The organism is Phycisphaerales bacterium (genome assembly GCA_020852515.1).
Taxonomy (GTDB): domain Bacteria; phylum Planctomycetota; class Phycisphaerae; order Phycisphaerales; family UBA5793; genus UBA5793.
Map to the genome: position 1 here is coordinate 17,396 of JADZAS010000039.1, position 15,863 is coordinate 33,258.

At 61.4% G+C, this 15,863-nt stretch carries 10 protein-coding genes; 1 reads left to right on the forward strand and 9 read right to left on the reverse strand.

Annotated features, from left to right (window positions below):
* Positions 1 to 10: 10 nt before the first annotated feature.
* From IT430_20650 to IT430_20690, 9 genes are all read right to left on the reverse strand, one after another.
* Complete coding sequence (locus IT430_20650; GenBank protein ID MCC6910352.1) at positions 11 to 412, reverse strand: type II secretion system protein; 402 nt, start codon at positions 410 to 412, stop codon at positions 11 to 13.
* The gene (locus tag IT430_20655) at positions 409 to 903 is read right to left on the reverse strand and encodes a prepilin-type N-terminal cleavage/methylation domain-containing protein (protein MCC6910353.1); all 495 of its coding nucleotides are present in this window, start codon (positions 901 to 903) and stop codon (positions 409 to 411) included. Before IT430_20655 ends, IT430_20650 begins: the two co-directional genes overlap by 4 nt.
* Complete coding sequence (gene gspG, locus IT430_20660; GenBank protein ID MCC6910354.1) at positions 900 to 1,310, reverse strand: type II secretion system major pseudopilin GspG; 411 nt, start codon at positions 1,308 to 1,310, stop codon at positions 900 to 902. Before gspG ends, IT430_20655 begins: the two co-directional genes overlap by 4 nt.
* Before the next feature lie 29 nt (positions 1,311 to 1,339).
* Positions 1,340 to 2,581: a type II secretion system F family protein gene (locus tag IT430_20665; GenBank protein ID MCC6910355.1), complete on the reverse strand. Its 1,242-nt coding sequence runs from the start codon at positions 2,579 to 2,581 to the stop codon at positions 1,340 to 1,342.
* A gap of 5 nt (positions 2,582 to 2,586) precedes the next feature.
* On the reverse strand, positions 2,587 to 4,047 hold the full coding sequence (gene tadA, locus IT430_20670) for a Flp pilus assembly complex ATPase component TadA (GenBank protein ID MCC6910356.1): 1,461 nt from the start codon (positions 4,045 to 4,047) through the stop codon (positions 2,587 to 2,589).
* A gap of 13 nt (positions 4,048 to 4,060) precedes the next feature.
* A complete protein-coding gene (locus tag IT430_20675; protein ID MCC6910357.1) occupies positions 4,061 to 6,259 on the reverse strand; it encodes a hypothetical protein in 2,199 nt (732 codons plus the stop codon).
* A gap of 555 nt (positions 6,260 to 6,814) precedes the next feature.
* A complete protein-coding gene (locus tag IT430_20680) occupies positions 6,815 to 7,381 on the reverse strand; it encodes a tetratricopeptide repeat protein (protein ID MCC6910358.1) in 567 nt (188 codons plus the stop codon).
* A 25-nt stretch (positions 7,382 to 7,406) separates the two neighbouring features.
* Complete coding sequence (locus IT430_20685; protein MCC6910359.1) at positions 7,407 to 13,892, reverse strand: hypothetical protein; 6,486 nt, start codon at positions 13,890 to 13,892, stop codon at positions 7,407 to 7,409.
* On the reverse strand, positions 13,892 to 14,875 hold the full coding sequence (locus IT430_20690; GenBank protein MCC6910360.1) for a DUF1573 domain-containing protein: 984 nt from the start codon (positions 14,873 to 14,875) through the stop codon (positions 13,892 to 13,894). Before IT430_20690 ends, IT430_20685 begins: the two co-directional genes overlap by 1 nt.
* 208 nt (positions 14,876 to 15,083) lie before the next feature.
* On the opposite strand from IT430_20690, the gene IT430_20695 reads away from it, so the two are divergent.
* Positions 15,084 to 15,824: a hypothetical protein gene (locus IT430_20695; GenBank protein ID MCC6910361.1), complete on the forward strand. Its 741-nt coding sequence runs from the start codon at positions 15,084 to 15,086 to the stop codon at positions 15,822 to 15,824.
* The last annotated feature ends 39 nt before the right edge of the window (positions 15,825 to 15,863 follow it).

Sequence of the window (15,863 nt, forward strand, 5' to 3'; positions counted from 1 at the left end):
CCGCGGCGCTTCACGGATCCGGGTTCTCCTCTGGCAAATCGATGCAGCGCCAGACGAGGAACTCTTCGCACGAGAATGCGACCCACGCGTGCTCGGGCTTTTCGGCGGCGGATTCATGCACGACACGACGGACTTGGATCGACGGGCGCGCCGGATCATCGGGCCAAGGCGTTAGCAGTTCAGCACTTGCATCGGCGACGAGTCGCTCGCCCAGGCTCGGATCGGCAAGAAGTTCATCAGCCGCGCCTTCGAGCGCCAGCATGTCGATGGGTGTCGCGCCGGCCGCGGACTTCGTGGGGATCACCGGCACACTGCGCAGCACCGAAGCGCACATACTTCCGAGGATCGCGAGCAGCACTGTTGCGGCGAGGATTTCGATCAATGTCATGGCGCGATGGGATAAACGGTTCATGGTTCTGTTCCGTTCAACCCGTCCCTGCTGATTTCGCCCGTAAGGCCGTGGATGAACCACCGCTCCGAGCGACCTGATGCGCTGAAGACCTGCACTGACACGTCCGCGCTGCGGCCGGTACGGTCGATGATGATGCCATCGAGTTCCTGTCCGCCGTCTCTCTCGAAGAATCGAGCGAGCGTGGAACGAGGGCAATCGAACGAAGCCGACCACGCTCCTTCGGAGGCGGGCGTCACGCTGGCAACTGCACGCGCACCGCCATCCAGAAGGCGAATCACGACCGCAGCGCCATCGGTTCGCGCGGCCAGCCGAGCCTGCGCGTCGAGATTCACAAATCCCCACCGTGCCGACTGCAAAGCTCCTGTCTCGTCCGCTCCGGCGAGCGAGACCACCGCAACTGACGAAACCAGCCCGAGCAACATCACCACGGCGAGCATTTCGACGAGCGTGAAGCCGCCGTGGGATCGTGAGTTGGCGACTGCGGCGCTCATTGGTCCGCCTTCCCTCGAAGATTCGCGGATGACAGATCCGCGTTCTCGCCCTCACCGCCCGGCTGCCCATCGGCTCCGTACGAGAGAATCTCAAAGGGATTTCCATCGGGCCCGGGCATCACGTAGAGGTACTGGCGGCCCCAAGGGTCGGTCAGCTGATCGGCATTCACGTAGTACGAGGCGGTCGGGGTCGCGTGCGGGGCGCTGAGCACTGCCAGGCCCAGTTCGTTGCTCGGCCAGTCGCTCTTCTCAATTCGATACGTCTCCACCTTGCCCACGAGCAACCCGATACCACTCTTGGCCAGTTCGTGCTTGGCCTTGCCGAAGGTGCCAGAGAAGCCGACCAGTAGTGTCGTCGCGATCAGTCCGAGGATGACCACTACAGCGAGGATCTCCACGAGTGTCATGCCGCGGCTCGACCGATTCGAGTGTTTGTTCACCGTATCATCTCCTGAAGCCGCGTGAGAGGCAGCACGCCGGCAAGCACCACAGCCCCAACCAGAGTGGCCAGCGCCAGAATCGCCGCCGGTTCGAGCAGGGTCGCTAGCCGGTTGATCTGCCGCTCCGTGCGGCGCTCCTCACGCTGCGCCATCCGCTCAAGCGTCGCCTCCAGTTCACCCGCCGCCTGGCCGCTGTGGAGCAGTCGCCTGAACTGGGCTGAGAACCAGAGCGGCTCATTGAGGACTTGAGCGAGATCGCCGCCCGCTTCGATCTCCGCAGCAGCGTTCGTTATGACACGATTGAGTGCGACCGGAAGCGTAGTCGACAAAACGCGCAGCGCCTCAACGGCTGGCACGCCTGCGCGGAGCAAATCCGCGAGGTTGCGGGCGAAGAGCGCCACGGACCAGGTGCGAAGGACGCGCGGTGTACAGGCGGCGGCGAATCGGGCCGCCCGAGGTGAACGCTGAACCGCGGCGCGGAGAGCGACGACCCCACCGGCCGCGAGCACCACAATCGCCAGGAGCAGCACCGCGCCCCAATGGGCGGCCAGCTGGCCGCCGGCCATGACCCATCGCGTGAGTGCGGGCACTTCAATCTTGGCGGTCGAGAGCAGGTTCGCGAGATCGGGCAGTGTCTTGATACTCAAGAACACCGCGACGCCGATGGCGGCCACGGTGATGATGGCCGGATAGGTGAGTGCGGCAACGAGCTGGTGGCCCAGTTGGCCGACTCGCGCTTCGCGCTCGGCCATGTGCTTGAGTACGCTCGGCAGCATTCCGCCATGCTGGCCCGACTCCACCATGGCGCAGTCGATGCCGTCGAACCACGAAGGGTGATTCCCCATCGCCTGGGCCGGGCTGGCGCCGCTGCGCATCGCTTCGCGCCACTCGATGAGCATCATTCGCCGGGCGCGCCCCGCCCACCGCGCCGGTTCCTCACCCATCACCTCAAGGCATTCGACGAGCGGAAGTCCCGATTCCAGCAATGAGCACAGGCCCTCGAAGATTTCCGCTCGCTGATCTCGGCGGCGCCTTCTGAGATGCCGGTTGAACGCTTGGCGCAGATGAATCGGCAACGTGATGGGCTTGCGCGCCCGGCGCAACTCGACGACCTGCCAGCCGATTCGGCGCAGCGAGGCCCGGACTTCCACAGCCGACTCGGCCATGAGTTCACCGCGGCGCGGCGCCAGCGCCTCTCCCGCCTCAGTTCGCACCGCCGTGTAACGCCAAAGTTCCATCGCCTTTAGAACATCTGCACCACGCGGTGCACTTCGAGTGGCACTGTTTTGCCTTCATCCACAAGCCGCTGTCCTTCTTCACCCAGTGTTCGCATTCCCGCTTCCCGTGCAGCGGCTCTGATTGATGCCAGGGCCGCGCCTTCGGAGATCAGTTGCCGCAATCGCTCATCGACGGGCATGAGCTCGAACAACCCCGTGCGGCCCTTCAGTCCCGTGCCGAAGCACTCATCACAGCCGGCCCCCTGGCATGGCTGATGCGTCGTGCGAACCAGGCGCTGGGCGAGCACGGCCGAGAGTGAAGCACTCACCAGGTACGGCTCCACTCCCAGATCCACCAGCCGCGTGACGGCGCTCGGCGCGTCATTGGTGTGCAGCGTCGAGAACACGAGATGCCCGGTGAGGCTCGACTGGATCGCCACCCGCGCCGTCTCGGCATCGCGGATCTCTCCGACCATGATGACATCGGGGTCCTGGCGGAGAATGTGCCGCAAGCCCGTCGGGAAGGTGATGCCCTTCTTGCTGTTGACCTGCATCTGGCTCACCGCCAGCCCAACCGTTGAGAGTTCGTACTCGATTGGGTCTTCGATGGTCATGATGTTCAGCTGAGGAGAAGCAGTGCGGCGCAACGTCGAATAGAGCGTCGTGGTCTTGCCGCTGCCCGTCGGCCCGGTGACGAGGATGATGCCGTTGCTCTGTGTGGCGCGTTCCAGGAACGCCTGCGCGACATCATCGCGCATTCCGAGCCACTCAAAATCACACATTTGCTGCGCGCTGTCCAGCAGTCGCATCACGGCCCGCTCACCGTAACTCGTGGGAACGGTGCTCAGGCGCAGATCAACCGGCCTGCCGCCTATGGTCACAGTGGCCCGCCCGTCCTGGGGAATTCGATTCTGGGCGATATCCATCCGGCCCATCACCTTGATGCGGCTGACCACGCCGGAGGTCATTTCGGAAGTCAGCTGATGGACGTCATGGAGGACGCCGTCCACACGGTAGCGCACCACGGTCCGGTCCGAGAGCGGCTGGATGTGGACATCGCTGGCGCCCTTGCCCAGTGCCTCGAAAAGCAGCGCATCGACCAACTGGATCACCGGACCTTTGCCCTGCGTGCTGAGCAGGTCGCGATCTGCCTGCTCAAGCCAGCGGGCGACCGCCGTTGAACTCTCGTCAGATTGGGCATTTCGATCGACGCCGGCAGCAGAGCCGCTCCAGCCGCTCGCCTTGCGGTGCTGGGAATACGCCTCATCGATCAGGCGTGCGATCTGCTCGGCATCGCCGATCGTGGATCGGACTCGTACTTGGAGGAACGTCCCGACGTTGTGGATTGCGAATCGACTCGTCGATTGACTCACGAGGAGTTCGAGTTCATCATCCTGGCGCCCAGTCCCCAGGATGAGGTGCCGCCGCGCGAAGTCGCGCTCGATGCGCTCGACGAACTCGGCATCCACAGTGGGAGCGACCAGCATGCTTCCTCCACCCTCAACGAATCACACGCGGCTCCACTACTGGCCAGCCATCGTCGATGCCGCCGGATTCCATCGAAGCTTCGCTCAGGTAGCGCAGATCTTCAAAGTCCAGGCGGCGAAGCACCGAGGGCCGGATGAAGATGTAGAAACGCGAGCGGTGCTCGGTGCGCGAGCGGTTCTTGAAGAGTTCGCCGACGATGGGAATGCTCCCCAACCCGGGCACCTGCGAGACGCCCTTTGATTGATTCGTCACCTCGATGCCGCCCAAGGCTACCACGTAGCCGTCCGGAATCGTTGCCACACTCTGGAGCCGATTCTCCTGTCGCGGCGGAGGCAAAGAGGGGTCCGCCGACTCGCCCACGAAGGAACTCAGCGTCACCGAATACTCCATAATCATGTGATCGCCCTCGGCGATCTGGGGCTTGACGGTAACGACCGTGCCCGCATCTTGGGTCCCTCCGAACGACGTCGTCGCGATCGTGTCAAAGGCATTGATGCTCACGAACGGCTGCTGGAGGACGGAATTGAGCGATGCCTCCTGGTTGTTGTTCACCAGCACGCGCGGCACATTGAGGGATCGCCCGTCGTTGATGGTCTCAAGAGCCCGCACCACCACGCTGAAATCCCCCGGACTGAGCACCAAGGCGCTGCCGCCCCGCGCATTGCCCACACTCCGCACCCCATCAGTGACCGTGCTGAGTCCGAAGAGCGATGACAGCGAAATGCGCACATCTCCGCTCACCTCGATCTTTTCGAGTTCCAGGCCCAGGTCGAGCGTTTGACTCTCCGTGAGATTCACAATGAGGATCTCGACCATGACCTGAGGCTGCCGCACATCCAGTTCATCAATGAGCCGACGCACTTGGTCGAGCAGGCGCGGCTCGCCCATGGCGATGATGGTGCTGGTCGTCTCGTCGGCGGTGAGCGTCAGGGCGGGGCGATCCTCGCCGGACGAGATTCGGCCTGCCAGGCGGCTTGGCTGTGTCGGCGGCGCGTCTCCACGAGACGGAGGCGATGCGGACTCTCCCTGTGGCGAACCAGGGACGAGGCGCGCTGGAGGTGCTTGATCGGATGATGAAGGCTCCCTTGACGGAACCGCGGGCACTAATGTGGCGTCAGCGGCTTCGGCGAGCACACCGCTTGCGAGCAGGCGTTCCAGGACATCGATTACCTCGCCGACGGGCCGGTTGCGCACCTGGAAAGTCCGTAGCGGACGTCGGGATTCGGCAGGCAGCGCGTTAAGCCGATCGATCAGGGATTGCGCCTCTTCATGTTGAAGCGGCGTCGCAGTTAGAATGATTGAGCCCGTCAACTCATCGCGCACAAGGCGCCACTGGTCGCCGGGCGCGCTAGTCGGACGCACAACCTGCTCCACAAGCGTCGCCACTTCATCCAGCCCAAAATATCGGGGGCTGTAGGTCCGCGTCTCGACAGGCGGCACTTGATCGAACCGCTCGATGAGCGAGCGCCACTGATCCGCCTCGACCGGCGGCGCGATGAGCACCACGGCGCGATCGCCCGGTTCGGCGAGCACGCGTCCCTGGGTCGTGCGACCCTCCACGAGGTCACGCGCGGCGGTGATTGACGTGAGCATCGCGGCCAGCCTCGTCGCAGGCAGGTGAGCGAGTTCGATACGCTCCACAATAGATGCAGCGCCCGGTACATCTATGGACTTGAGCAGCTCCAGCGCCTGCTCGACGCGCGGCCGCAGGTCAGCGATGAGCAGCAGATTGCTGTTGCCCAGCGGCGCGACCGTGCTTCCGGTCCGCGACAGAACGGCCTTGATTGTCTCGCCGACTTCCTTGACCGGCTGATGTTCGACTGGAACGACAACAGCTGTGAAACCGGACGGCGCGCTGGTGCCACCACCGTCTTCTGCGACTTCCGCCAGCCCGGCCGCATCGGCGAGGCGCACGACGCTGAGCATCTCCCGGCCATCGGCGCCGCGCAGGCACACCGTCGTAAAGCCGCGCAGGCCCAGCACCCGATTGGTGAGATCCCAGAGTTCGGTGTCCGTGAGCGATTCGGTGAGCCGGAGCGTCACCTTGCCCTTGAGCACGGAGGCGTCGTATTCAACCGTCAGATCGAGGCGCTGGGCACAGAGATCAACGAGCCGCGCGAGATCGACGTCGCCCTGAAGTTGCAGGCGAGGCGAATCGACCGATTGTCCGCGCGCCAAATTGAGGGAGGTCAGTGCGACTAACGCCATCATCGCAACTGCGGCACGGGGAGTGAATGGCCAGAAGACTCTCGGCAGGCGTCCTCGCACGCCGATTACAGGTTCCCGAAGCGTCCGGCGGGTTTCGATGTATGTGACTCGTCGGAGATGGCATCCACCCACAGTTCCCCTCCCCATTTCAGGCCGCCGGGCAAGATCCCCATAATGTGCGAGCAACATGCCCCCACGAGCGTTGACCAAGGCTACGTTCGATTCGTTCTCTGTGCGCGGTTCCCGTGGTATGCCATTCAGTTCGGTCCGGCCCAAACGACCGCTCTGCTGGAGCGCCTAAATTAGCTGGCCGCTAAGGAAGTCTCCTTATGCCTCAAAGTCATCCCTGTTCGCAAGTACAAAACGCGTTTCGATCCCGCAGCAAAGTCCCATCTTCGAGTTTCTTAGCGGCCTGCTAGGCCTGGGCAGGCGTGCCAGATGCCGTGAGAGAACATCTTCTTACCAAGGCCTCTTTCCCAACGCACGCACATTGATAACTACTTTGCGGGCTTCGGTGTCGGCCCTTCACTTCAAGTCGCGAGATCTCTCATCGGAAATTTAAGGCGACCGGTTTGTCGCAATCTTGCACTCGCAAATGATCCGAGCATCCGATTCAAACAGCTCAGGCATGCTCTCACCAAGTTTCGGACCGGCCTTTCGGCATCGCCTGGCGGCGGCGACATACTTGGAAGTCGCCCTGCGATATGAATCCTTTCTTCCCTGCCTCTTGTAAACCGATCGCGCCAATTCGAATGCCAGTGACTGCAATTCAGGATCGATTTTGAGTTTCATCAATCGATCAACCAATTCCTCCGCTCTCGCATAGTTGCCACTTCGCCACTCCAAGTCGCCGAGTGCATACACACTCTCAGCATGATTCGAATCAATCGACAAGGCCCTTAAGTACGCGCTTCTAGCGGCAGATGCTTGAACATAGGCGTCCCCTAGGCACATCCAGAGCCACGCACTCTGTCCGGTAACGAGTCGGCGCTTTGCGCGAGCGATGAGGTTTCTTCGAATTCTATCTGCTTCGCGCTTCCGTCCTCTGAGTTCAAGCGCAAGAATGCCTCGCTGCATCCTGGCAAAGGCCTCTCGTTCCTCGTTTGATAGTGTCTCGTGGATCACTTGTAGTCCTCAATCGCCTTGTCCCTCACAGACGCGGATCTTCTGGGGCGAGGCCGGGGGGCGACGGGAACCACTTACTTGGCACCACTCCGGGAATCAGCGGTTTACTGGGGGATCGTAGCGGGTTTCCGGGCGACCAGCCTTCCGGCGGCATTTGCATACCTCCCCAATAGTCCCACCAGTATAGGTCGGGGTCGTCCTGCGGCCCCACTGGTGGCGGAGCTGGATCGTTTTCCGCAGGTTGAGGCTCCTCCACAGGGGGCGGGCACTCTTCCACGGCCTTCTTGCAGCGGCGCCAGAGATCCTCCATAAAGGTCTCGCAGTTCATCATTAGTGCCCATTGCTTCGCGACATTCGTGCAACAATCTGCACCAAAACGCTTTATCATGTCGCAATTGCCAACCGCTACCCCCTTCACGACGTTTCGACACTTGTCGTCTTGCGGAAACTCTCCCAAAGAGTCAATGAGTCGATCAATCAATACGCCAAGGGCAATGGTTGCAGGCGCCACCAATCCCTCCGGCGAAATGAACCCCGGTCGCGGTCGGTATCTAAAGAACTTCTTGAGCTTGTTCATCTCATCATACGTTAGTTCTACACCATGTTCCCGCGCCCATCGAATGGCTTCATCAAAGGTACCTTGCTTCAGAAACGTCGGCAGCTTGGAAGGCCAAATGTTTCGACTCCCACCTTTGGACAGTCCAGCTGGATCAGTCTCTGCGATGGAGGATGATCCCACGTATTCGTAGAGATTCATCGTATCGACATACCCCAGTGGCTCACGCTGCAGCCATCTACCTAGAATCGGATCATACTCTCGGTTGCGCACATGCCACTGAACTCGCTCGTCGTTCCAAAGATAGCCCGCGTACCCGACGTCATTGGCTGTCGTCGCGGAGCCGTTGCTCGCGGTCAAAACTCCCCGGCCACCCACAGCATTCGAGTAGGCGCTGAAGGCGTTCAGGTCCGCCTGCGTCACCGCGCCATCGAGATTCAAATCGGCGAGAATATTGTACGAAGCGCCACCGTTCTTGATCGACGTGATGAGCGTCTGGTCGGCCGTGTCGACGTCGTAATCACCGTCTGCGTCGCCGAAGGGGAAGCACTCGGGTTCGCCATAGGCGGTGTAGAAGACTCTTTCGACGCCGTAGCCGCTCTCGTTCACCAGCATCACGACGTTGTAGTTCGCGTCAGTGAGGTAGTACCGGCGTTCCTCCGGCGGCCCGGAGACGTTGGCGTCGCGCTGCCGCATGACGATGTCATCGATGTAGCGGATGCCGAAGACGAAGAGGCTCACGCCCTGAGTCGATGATTCGCCGCCGGGGCGGGACTCGATGCGCTGCCAGGACTCGGTGTAGTACTCGTGGACGGCGTCGTCGCTGCCGATGGTGCGTGTGATGCGGCGATTGAGGCCGTCGTAGCCGTATTCGCCGACGGTCACGGGCGTGACATCGTGGTTCTGGACCTTGACGAGGCGGTTCCAGGCGTCGTAGGTGTAGACACGCAGGTAATCGTCATCGGTCATGTTGCCGGCCAGGTCGTACGTGGGCTCTGCCGGCCCGCTGCCGGAGTTCGCCGCGTACGGATCCCACTCGGTGATCTCGTTGGCGAGACCGCCCGGTGAGGCATAACTGCGGGAGTCGTTGAAGTCCTCGGCGTCAACGAAGTCTTCATCGCCGTTGCCGTCGAACTTGTACGTCGTCCAGTTGCCCAGCGGATCGAGCGTCCACTGCTCAGTCTCGTCGGCGTCGCTGATGCTGCCACCGGAGATCGTGCCGCGCAGATTCTGAAGAACGCGGTTAAGATCGTCGTACGAATAGACCTCGTCGCGCGTCAGCGCCGTCGGCAGAGCGATTTGATCGTCCCGGCTGGTGCGATTGCTGGCGCGATCGTACGTGTGGGCGATCTTGATGACGTCATGGTCCGTCGAACTGACCGTGTGGACCCAGTTGTGGAGCGTGACACGCCCGAAGCGGTCCCATGACTTGTACGTCTCGGATTCAGAGCCGCTGCCAAGCGTGTAATCCAATCGGATCGCCGGATCGGCGGAGTAATCGACGATGACGGGCGTGTTGTAGCCCATGTAGGAGTATTCGACGATGTCCGCGCTGCTCACCGTGAGGGCCGACACGCGCGATACGTTGCTGTCCAGGCCGGTGTCGTACGTGTAGTTGACCGTGGAGGTCTGCGGATAGGTGAGCGTTGTGAGCCTCGCCATGAGATCGCCATCGGCATACGCATACCCGACGCCGATCGTGTCCGTGTCGGCAGCCGCCGCATGATCCTGGCGACTCTTGATGACCTGACCGAATCCGTTGTAGGCGAGATTGACCTGATTCGCGATCGTCGCGGCCCCGCCGGTGCCTACTCTGGACGTGATGTTGTGCGTCCAGCCCATCTTACCATACGATCGCTCGATCCGCTGGATGGCATCGTCGACCCCCGAGGGAATCGTCGTCGCCTTGTCGGCGAGGAATCGACCGAGGCCGTCGTACTCGAACTCGCGGATCACGCCGCGCTGGTCCTTGATCCAGATGGGTTGATTTTGACGGTTGTAGGCCAGCTCCACACGGTCATAAGTCGTATCCGTACCGTTACCAAGTGGCTCGGCCACATCGTCCGAATCCGGGTAGATCACGGCGTGGAGCATCGAATTGGAGACGAGGTTCGAGGGCCCGGTGCCGGACGTCGTGACGCCGTACACGTAGGTCGTGACTTCGCTCACGGAACTCGACTGGTAGGCGGTCAACGCGCCGATGTCGCCGTTGGCGTTGTAGGCGTACTTGGTGGCTCGATCCTCATCGTTGTTCGTGCCGCCGCCAATGGTCGTCAGCGTGCCTGGATCGAAGTTCGTGTAATTCTCAGCGACCCAGATCACGCGGCCCGCGTCATCAAAGAAGTAGCGGGTTTCGATGGACGCGGGATCGATGTGTCTGAACGCCCGGCCGGTGCTGCCGTCGTAGACGGTTTCTGAAACGAGGACGGTGTCACTGCGTGTCGGGCTCGTCGTGTAGGTCGGGTTCGTCTCGCCGGAACCTGCGGCGCCGTACTGGACGGTCGCGGTACGACGGCCGATCGTGTCGTAGACGTAATGGGTGAACATCGGGCGCGCCACCGAGGTTCCCAGCGCGCCGGTTCCCGCGGCATCATGATCCCGTTGCCATGAATGAACTTCTTCGAGCAACCCGCCGTCGCCATCGTCGTAGACGTACTCGATCTGCTCGAGTACGATGTCCCCGGTGACGTCATCCGCGTCACCGTGCGTACCGGTCGCGCCAGGCGCGGCGTCTCCACCTGCATCCGTCGTGTAGACCGTGACCGCTCGACCGGTCGAATCGTAAGCGTACTTCGTCGCGGGCCCGCCTTTGGTCTGCACCTTGATGGGGCGGTTGTTGCGATCGTACCAGGTGTAGGTGTAGATGTGATCCGCCGATGGCGTGCTGAGGCTGGGATCAATTGAATAGTCATAGAATCCGGACTGGTACGTGATCTCGCGCCAGGTGCGGCCAAGGTCGTCATAATCGATCTGCCGCTCAAGGGAGTTTGATCCTGGCGTCGGAGTGCCAGTGCCCGTATAGCCGTTATGACGGGACCTCATCGTAACTTGGTTCAGATTATTGAATTCCCAGGCTTCGTAATAGTCCTTCTCACCTGAAGAACTCTCGCCATAGGAGGCCGTACGCCGCCCCTTCCAATCGTAGAGGTGATTGATCACTCGCGTATTCGAGGCATCGGCGTACGAAGTCTCGGTCGTCAGATTGCCTTCCGTGTCATACGTGTTCTGGCGTGCCACCTCCATATCGGTGCCGCCAGGGGCGGTTGTCTGCCCGTCGCCCCATTCCCCGGAAGTCGGAGAGTCGTCCGTGCCGACCCAAAGGCGGGTCACCCGTCCGGCCGGGTCGCGGTCATAGCGTGTGATCGTGAGTTCGCCATCGACGACTCGGGCTAGCAGTCCCATACTGTTGTAGCCGTAGAGCGTTTCATCATATCCCGTCGTAGTTATCGCGTGGTAGATGCGGCGCTTAATCAGGCCTCCGCCATCGTTGTAGTAATTGACAACTTTGGAGACCTTGTCGCCTTCGATGAACGTGTCGTTTCCCGTGGGGAGATCATTTACGTCAAGGTCGAAGGCGTAATCCGCATCAACCTCGAAGATCTCTGTCGTGCCCTCGGCATCATTCTTGACCACCACGCGCGTCGGCACAAGCGTCTTGCCGGTACTGGTGTTCAGTTGCACATGCGTACGCACCTCGTCATCGAGGTAGACATACTGTGTGATCCGTCCCGTCGGTTCGACCACTTTGGTCGGTCGACCTTGACTGTCGCGGGTCGTCGTCGTGAGCAGATTGGCGCCGCTGGTCGTGGCATACGGGATCGTGATGCCCGAGAGACTCACCCCGCTGGGCGGACTATTCGTATTGATGTCCACGACATGCTGCCAGAGCAGGCCCGTCCGCCGGCTCGCTGGGACGTTGGAATCGGAATCGTCGTAGACGTAGTAGTCTACGCGCCCCTCGGCGTCCCTGCTCCAGACAAGGCGCCCTTTTTCATCGTATGTCTGGTACGTTGTGGCGCGATCATTGGCTGTCGTACCCTCGCCATTCTGACTCTCCGCAACCCCGGGGTACTGGACAGTGACCTGCTTGACGCGAGTCTTGTCGCTGCCGTGGAAGGTGTAGGAGAGGTTAATCGTCGGACCCGACGTCGTTCCCTCCTCCATGATGTACTCGACGGCAGTCGGCAAGTCCTCGCGGTCCGATTCGCCATAGGTGATTTCGGCGAGCTCGTAGGTCGTGGAGGTGGCCAAGTCCTTGATCTCGTACTTGGTCGGGGAGAACTTCTTCGTATTCGCTGTGTTGTCATACGTGTATCGCCATTCGACGCCTGCCTCAGTGGCAATTGCGGTCGGTCGGCCCTCGGAGTCAATCGTGAAAGATCGATCTGTGAACGTCGTGCTGCTCTTGACAACCTTGTGCTCGCGAGTCAGCCCATCACTGCGAACGTAATAGGTTTCGGCGGCGCCGTCGGGGCGGGTCATCACCGCCTCCCAAACAGTGTCACTTGGCCAATTCCGATTTGGGTTGGTGCTGTGATCAGGGTCGTAGTACTCGAAGGTGAAGACGGCGCCGTCGTGTGAGCCACCGCCGCTCCCGCAGCCGCCACAGCCGGCGCGCACGGTCTCCTGGACGACGAACATCGCTCCACCAGTCACGTTGCCGAAGTCAGTTCCATCCGGATCGCCATATTCGAACTCATACGAGGCAAACTGCGCAGCGTTGGTGTCCGCGATCGTGAAGATGTCCGTCACCGAGTTGTCATCCGCCCAATCCTTCAGCCTGGCATATGCATCGGGTCGGAAGATGCTCTTGAGCGTATGGGCGCCACCTCCTGGCTCGGTAGTGTTGGCGTAGTAGCGGTACTGCGTGATCGCTTCGTCCGAGAGTGTCACCGTGCCTGGATCATCATCGGCGGCATCGCCTGTCGCGCGCCTCCGAACCTTCACCTGCACAAGGTCGCCATTTGTACCGTAGTCATCGTGAAAGTCAGGATTCTGCGAGGTGGAATCAAAATAGGTGTAGTCCACAATCGCGATAATGTTGCCAGTTCCATTCCCCTCGCGGACCACAACCCGTGAGAGAAGATCGGTACTGGAGATCGTGACGTAGCTCAGGTCGAGCTGCCGGTACTGCTCTGTGGCACCCTGATCCTTGATCGTGATTGACGACGGACGGTAGCTTCCATCGTAGTTGACGGTCACGAGCCCTTCAGGACCGTAGTACCACTTGAGGTATCCCCTAAGCTCCGTTGTCGTGTCGTGGTCCCAAAACGCAGCCTTCCAAGGCAACTGGGGTTCCCAGGTAATGACGTACTCGTCGTTGCCAGAATCGTATTCGATCGTTGTGTGGTTCAGGTAGTCCCGGCTCGTGTCCTTCCAAGGATACCATTCAATGTTCGCCTGTTGGTCATTGTTCTTATAAGGGAACACTCGGTCAGGCGTTCGGTGAAAGTCAATATCCTCGGGGAGGCCGTTCGTCTGATTCGTGCCGCTGTACACCAGGTGAGCTCGCCACGACCAGTTGAACGAGGTGTCCGGGAACAGAGACGTGGTGATCTTGTCCGGGGCGTACCGGCGCCGGATTAGGACGTCCGCTCCGGCGGAAGGCAAGTGGAGATCCGTGACATTCTCGTGGACGCGACCCCAGAGGAGATCGATCGGAGCGGCTGTTACGGAAATTTCACCGCATGGGCCACCGGGAACGAAGGACTGCAAACCGACGTAGTACGTGGGACTGATGCTGCACCCGTCCGCGCTCTCATCAAGGTGCATCGGCGCCGGCGTGCCACAAAGGGCGTACCCCGAGCCGCGCGTGCTGCTCAGCGCCCGCGCGGACGCGGCGGTGTTGGTCACCGTTTCACGGATCGAACCCTCGCCCCCAGAAGCCAGAGCCGCGTCCGCACTGAAAAGGCACGTCAGCGCGACTAGAAACGATCCAAGATTGAACTGGTTCATCATCCACCTCGACTGGAATCACTGGCTGGGATCACGTGATCGGAATCGCGGCTTCTAGCCGCCGGATGCGTCGCTTGATTCGGGGTATCGCACTCGTCGGACGCTGCCGGCAGCGGGGCCGGGCTCCTCGATGGACCGGCGATTCGGTCGTAGCGAAGGGGCACGACGATTCCGCCGGGAATGGGTAGCCATTCCGTGCTTCGAAGTGGGCTCTTCGGTGACAGATACGCCGAGATGCCTATGCCGACTCTCGGTTGCGCAGTAAGGCCGGTGGACCACTGAAGTTCCCAGGAACGCGGCCCAGGAGAGGCTTGGGCCTCCAATTCCACGTGGATGATCGCGCGGCCGGGTCCGGCGCCTGAGTGTGCCGGGATTGTGAGGCTGTCGTCACGGACCGGGCCGGATCGGCCAATGCTCACGATTTCGATCGAACGTGGGAGCCAGTTGTACACTGGCGCGTCTACGCAGACGATCTCGTCCGCCGGCACAACACCGACATCGATGCGGTCGGTGGGAACAACGATCGCAGGGTGGAATCGGCCCTCGAGCACAACCTTGAATTTCGGGCGCTCGCGGTCGGAGCAATTCACCGTCACCGATTGGAGAAGCGTCGTTTCCTCGTCCGCTGAACATCGCAGTGAAACTTGCAACTCGGTCGCATCGCCTGCCTCAATCCAACCGTTGGTGAAGGTGACTGCGGTGCATGAATCGCAACTCGGCTCAACGGAGTACAATCTGATTCGTTCGGACGACACGTTCCGCAGACGGATCTCACCAACCAGCGTCTCGCTCACGTGTCCCGCTCCCAAGTCGAGGCGAGCCGGTTCCGCTATCAGGTTCTGGCAGCGTGCCTGAGAAAGGAACTCTGGCGCGATCATCATCGCGCCCATAGCGACCAGCGAGAAGGCACGGCGTCGGAACTGAGGGCTGGCGGTTCTCACCGGCACGATCACCCTTCGACGGAGGCTGTCCGAACTGTTCATCGGTCCTCCCCGGGGCCGCATCTTCGTGCGCGCTGCACTGCGGGACTCAGGCGAACCGAGAGGTTGCAGCATTCTTGTAGCCCCGCTCCCGCGGCCAAGTCAAGCGAGACCCTCAGGCAAAATCGGGTACACTCTTGACAAGCCGCCCTGGGCTTCCCATAGTAGCCTAGCCACGCTCACGTCCGACACCCCAATCAAGGAGCGTCCGATGGCTCGAGTCACCTACGCCTTCATCACCCGACATACTCGCCTGCTGCTGGCCATTCTCTGCGTTTCTGCGATCAGCCTGGTGGTGGTTGTCCGTCGCGGTAGCTCTGCGGCTTCGATGAGTTCCATCGCGGCTCACGCCGAGATCGACAGCGCCGAGGTCGAATCCCTGCTCGCTCGCGTTGGGATTGAACCGGCCACCTTGGCGGCCGCGGGCGTCGCCGAACAGAGTGTCTCGGCACTCGTCACGGTCGCCTCCCAGTGGTGCTCGGAATACGCGGAGGAACTCTCCGTGGAAGACCAGCGGGTGGCCGAAGCGAGCCGCACCCTGGTGATCGTCACGCGCTCATTGCGTCGCGGGGAGGATTCATACACGCAGCAGGATCTTGCGAACGCGAGAGGTGCGCTTGACCAAGCCAATGCGGCGGCGAGCCAGCGGGTTTCATCCTTCCTCCAATCAGTCGGCTCTGAAATCGAACCCGAGGCGCTTGTCGTCATCAATCGCCTCAATGCGAATCGTGGCTGGCACCTTTACACGCCCTATCTGGCCGTGGATCTCGGCGAAGAATCCTGGCTGTCGCTCAAGAATGCCCTGCGCTGTGGGGAAAGCGCTCCGCCAGAGGATCAGACCACTCTCGCCAACGTGCGTAGCGACATGGGGTACACGTTGGCGACAACGAATCTCTCTTCAAAGCTGCCAGGGATTCAGACCGCATGGGAACATTCATGGGCGGGGCAGTAGGACCCGAAGCAGCGGGAGCCACGGGTGCGATTCCACGGG